Origin of the sequence: Anoxybacillus sp. (assembly GCF_036834105.1) — a bacterium.
Lineage (GTDB): Bacteria > Bacillota > Bacilli > Bacillales > Anoxybacillaceae > Anoxybacillus.
This window is the reverse complement of record NZ_DAITON010000161.1, coordinates 1-4,397: the sequence shown is the minus strand read 5'-3', so window position 1 is coordinate 4,397 and position 4,397 is coordinate 1. Positions and strand designations below refer to the sequence as shown.

5 protein-coding genes are annotated in these 4,397 nt (G+C 42.1%); 4 read left to right on the top strand and 1 reads right to left on the bottom strand.

All coding sequences use genetic code 11. From position 1 onward, the window contains the following. Positions 1 to 66 precede the first annotated feature (66 nt). On the bottom strand, positions 67 to 684 hold the full coding sequence (gene lexA / locus V7Z64_RS12050) for a transcriptional repressor LexA (protein WP_297992051.1): 618 nt from the start codon (positions 682 to 684) through the stop codon (positions 67 to 69). A gap of 154 nt (positions 685 to 838) precedes the next feature. On the opposite strand from lexA, the gene yneA reads away from it, so the two are divergent. From yneA to tkt, 4 genes are all read left to right on the top strand, one after another. Continuing rightward, the gene (yneA, locus tag V7Z64_RS12045) at positions 839 to 1,141 is read left to right on the top strand and encodes a cell division suppressor protein YneA (protein ID WP_297992048.1); all 303 of its coding nucleotides are present in this window, start codon (positions 839 to 841) and stop codon (positions 1,139 to 1,141) included. A 20-nt stretch (positions 1,142 to 1,161) separates the two neighbouring features. Beyond that, entirely contained in the window at positions 1,162 to 1,842 is a 681-nt protein-coding gene (locus V7Z64_RS12040) for a YneB family resolvase-like protein (RefSeq protein ID WP_297992046.1), read from the top strand. 23 nt (positions 1,843 to 1,865) lie between these two features. Then, on the top strand, positions 1,866 to 2,096 hold the full coding sequence (locus tag V7Z64_RS12035) for a DUF896 domain-containing protein (protein ID WP_003398954.1): 231 nt from the start codon (positions 1,866 to 1,868) through the stop codon (positions 2,094 to 2,096). A gap of 142 nt (positions 2,097 to 2,238) precedes the next feature. Then, the gene (gene tkt, locus V7Z64_RS12030) at positions 2,239 to 4,242 is read left to right on the top strand and encodes a transketolase (RefSeq protein WP_297992044.1); all 2,004 of its coding nucleotides are present in this window, start codon (positions 2,239 to 2,241) and stop codon (positions 4,240 to 4,242) included. Positions 4,243 to 4,397 lie beyond the last annotated feature (155 nt).

The following is a 4,397-nucleotide window of genomic DNA, read 5'->3' as shown; positions in this document are numbered from 1 at the left end:
GTACGTACGGTGGTGTGAGAGGACGGAGGTTAATCACCTCCTCCTACTCGATTGAATTTGATGTTATTAGTGAATAGTTCGGTACACACCTATGACCTTCCCTAGAATGGTAGCATTTTGGACGATAATCGGTTCCATGGATGAATTTTCAGGTTGCAAGCGAATGTGGTCTTTTTCTTTAAAAAAGCGCTTTACTGTTGCTTCGTTATCCTCTGTCATGGCTACAACGATATCCCCGTTATTCGCTGTTTGTTGTTGGCGGACGATCACGTAATCTCCATCTAAAATACCAGCCTCAATCATGCTTTCTCCGACAATTTGTAGCATAAATACTTGATCATCTGGTGAAACGAATCGCTCCGGAAGAGGGAAATATTCTTCAATGTTTTCGATTGCGGTAATGGGTTGTCCGGCTGTGACTTTCCCAACAATCGGAACATTGATGACGGTTGCATTTGGAATGGATTCATAGTCATCTAAAATCTCAATGGCACGAGGCTTTGTTGGATCTCGGCGGATGAATCCTTTGCTTTCTAAACGCGCTAAATGTCCGTGAACAGTGGAACTCGATGCTAAACCGACCGCTTCCCCGATCTCCCTCACCGATGGTGGATATCCCTTTGTGCGAACTTCTTGTTTAATAAAGTCCAAAATTTGTTGTTGTCGTTTTGATAATTTCGCCATTATTATACACCTCTTCCTGTTCAATCTTTGCACACATTATAACATATATTTGCGTATAAATACAAACATAAGTTCGAAAAAAAACGGTTGACACGAACAAAAGTTCTCGTTATGATGAATACAAACAAACGTTCTACATTAGGGGGTAGATGGTATGGGAAAAATACATTGCGTGATGATGGTTTTATTTAGTACGTTGTTTGTGTGGGCGTTTTTACACGTAACACAATCTGTTGATAAAGAAAAATATGTTGAAATTACCGTATCAGCTGGTGATACATTATGGGAATTGGCAGATAAGTATAAACATGAACATCGATTGTCCCATCAACAATTTATCCAATGGGTCATGGAAGTCAATCAACGCTCAGACGACCGATTAATTGTTGGTGAGAAAATCGTGATCCCTGTGTTAAAATCAAATGGCGAGAACCAGCTTGTTGCTAACAAACAATAGTCGGTAGAAAGGGATGGCGAATGAACGCAATTATTTATTGTCGTGTAAGCACGACGAAGCAGGAGCAAGAAACATCGTTGCAAAGACAAGAAGAAGAACTTAAACAGCTTGCAAAAGAATATGACATAAATGTTGTCAAAATTATTCAAGAGCAAGCAAGCGGTTATGATATTGAGCGCGCGGGAATTATGGAGTTGCTCGATGCAATCAAACAACATCGTATTGATGTCGTTCTTGTTCAAGATGAAACAAGACTTGGGCGAGGAAATGCAAAAATTGCGCTTCTTCGTTGTTTACAAAAAGAAGGTATTCGCGTCTATACAGTAAGCCATCGTGGGGAGCTCCAGTTATCAGAAGCGGACTCAATGGTTTTGGAAATCATTAGCATCGTGGAAGAGTATCAAAGAAAAATACATAACTTAAAAATTAAACGTGGGATGCAAAGAGCTGTTCAAAATGGCTATCGACCGGAAAATAATTTGCGCAACGTTGGCGAACATGCTGGACGAGATCGAAAAGATGTGCCAATTGAAGATATTGTTCGTTTACGTCAAAACGGTTTAACGTTTGCTGAAATTGCTGCTATGCTTCGCTCATTTGGATACGATGTATCAAAAGCGACCGTTCACCGAAGATATAAGGAATATGAGCAGCTTGTCAACGATGAAAAATTTTTGTATGATGATACGGATAAAAAGTAATTTCGTACAAAGGAATGAGATGGATGTTATCTGCTGAAAAAATTGCACGAATTAATGCATTAGCTAAAAAAGCAAAAATAGAAGGTTTGACAGATGAAGAGAAACAAGAACAATTGCAGCTCCGAACGGAGTATATTGCGGCGTTCCGTGCGTCGATGATCGAAACATTGCATCATGTAAAAGTTATTGATCCTAACGGAAATGATGTCACGCCAAAAAAATTAAAGGAAAGCAAGAAAAAACGACTGCATTAATGTGAATATTGTGGAGAACATACTAGTGATGTTCTCTTTTTTCGTCAGTTTGTCAAAAAAAGTGTTGTGAAACATTGTACATTTCATGCACTTTTCTATATCATAAAGAATGAGAATGTTTACAAACGAAAGGATGAAGACGATGACACATACGATTGAACAACTATCGATTGCTGCGATTCGTACATTGTCGATCGACGCAATTGAAAAGGCGAATTCAGGGCACCCTGGGATGCCGATGGGAGCTGCACCAATGGCGTATACGTTATGGACAAAGTTTATGAACCATAATCCACGCAACCCAAAATGGTTTAATCGTGACCGCTTTGTATTGTCAGCTGGACACGGTTCGATGCTATTGTATAGCTTGCTTCATTTGAGTGGTTATGACGTCACGATGGAAGACATTAAACAGTTTCGTCAATGGGGGAGTAAAACACCGGGCCACCCAGAGTATGGTCATACACCAGGGGTAGAAGCGACGACTGGACCGCTTGGTCAAGGAATTGCGATGGCTGTCGGAATGGCGATGGCAGAGCGTCATCTAGCAGCTACATACAACAAGGACAAATTCGAAATCATTAATCATTTTACATATGCCATTTGTGGCGACGGTGACTTAATGGAAGGTGTTTCTGCAGAGGCTGCTTCGCTAGCGGGACACTTGAAACTTGGTCGTCTCATCGTTCTTTATGATTCAAATGATATTTCATTAGACGGCGAATTAAATCTTTCGTTTTCAGAAAGCGTAGAACAACGTTTTAAAGCGTACGGATGGCAGTACATTCGCGTAGAAGACGGCAACAATATTGAAGAGGTTGCTCAAGCCATTGCTGAAGCTCAAAAAGATTTAGACCGCCCAACGTTAATCGAGGTAAAGACAACGATTGGTTATGGTTCTCCGAACAAAGCAGGAACAGCAGATGTACATGGTGCGCCGCTCGGTAAAGATGAAATTAAACTAACGAAAGAAGCATATAACTGGACATTTGAAGAAGATTTTTACGTTCCAAACGAAGTGTATGCCCATTTTGAAAAGGTTGTAAAAGAAGCAGGCGAGAAAAAAGAAGCAGAGTGGAATGCGTTGTTTGCCGAATATGAGAAAGAGTACCCGAACTTAGCAAAGCAATTGCGCATGGCTATTGAAGGTAAACTGCCTGAAGGTTGGGAAAAAGCATTGCCAGCATACGCGGAAGGAAAAAGCTTGGCAACACGTGCCTCTTCCGGTGAAGTATTAAACGCAATCGCGAAAGTCGTGCCACAATTTTTAGGTGGATCTGCAGATTTAGCCGGTTCAAATAAAACGTTAATTAAAGGTGCTGGGGATTTCTTGCCAGGAAGCTATGAGGGTCGCAACATTTGGTTTGGGGTGCGCGAATTTGCCATGGGAGCGGCACTCAATGGTATGGCGCTTCATGGTGGGGTCAAAGTGTACGGTGGTACGTTCTTTGTCTTCTCGGACTATTTGCGTCCAGCCATTCGTCTTGCTGCTCTGATGGGATTGCCTGTCACATACGTACTTACGCACGATAGCATTGCTGTTGGGGAAGATGGTCCAACGCATGAGCCGATTGAGCAGCTTGCTTCATTAAGAGCGATGCCGAATTTATGCGTCATCCGTCCAGCAGATGCGAATGAGACAGCGGCAGCATGGCGCTTGGCAGTAGAGTCTACGGACCGTCCGACAGCACTCGTATTGACACGTCAAAATCTCCCTACGCTAGCTACGACAGCTGAGCGTGCTTATGAAGGAGTGAAAAAGGGGGCTTACGTCGTTTCTGAAGCAAAAGGAGAGGTACAAGCGTTATTGCTTGCATCAGGTTCAGAAGTTAGCTTGGCGGTAGAGGCTCAGAAAGTGTTAGCGAACGAAGGCATCCATGTTTCTGTTGTAAGCATGCCTTCATGGGATCGTTTTGAGGCTCAGCCAGCTGAATATAAAGAAAGTGTAATTCCAAAACGTGTGAAAAAACGTCTTGCCATTGAGATGGGGGCATCGCTAGGCTGGGAGCGCTACACAGGTGATGAGGGTGATATTTTAGCTATTGATCGCTTCGGCGCTTCCGCACCTGGAGAAAAAATTATGCAAGAATATGGATTTACAGTGGAAAATGTCGTTGCGCGCGTCAAAGCATTATTAAACAAATAAGAAACGGGGAGCACATCTCCCCGTTTTGTTGTCGAATAAAGATTTTTTATTGAACATATTGTACAAACCGTTATTGTTTAGTATAGTGTAATGTAGACAACATGAAGTCCTGCGGTAATATGTCAAGGTGAAAAATCATCGAAATTGGAAATTCG

Bases quoted from the DNA above. Each gene is read 5' to 3' on its own strand.
- V7Z64_RS12040 (WP_297992046.1), top strand. From the start codon at position 1,162: ATGAACGCAATTATTTATTGTCGTGTAAGCACGACGAAGCAGGAGCAA.
- lexA (WP_297992051.1), bottom strand. From the start codon at position 684: ATGGCGAAATTATCAAAACGACAACAACAAATTTTGGACTTTATTAAA.
- tkt (WP_297992044.1), top strand. From the start codon at position 2,239: ATGACACATACGATTGAACAACTATCGATTGCTGCGATTCGTACATTG.
- yneA (WP_297992048.1), top strand. From the start codon at position 839: ATGGGAAAAATACATTGCGTGATGATGGTTTTATTTAGTACGTTGTTT.
- V7Z64_RS12035 (WP_003398954.1), top strand. From the start codon at position 1,866: ATGTTATCTGCTGAAAAAATTGCACGAATTAATGCATTAGCTAAAAAA.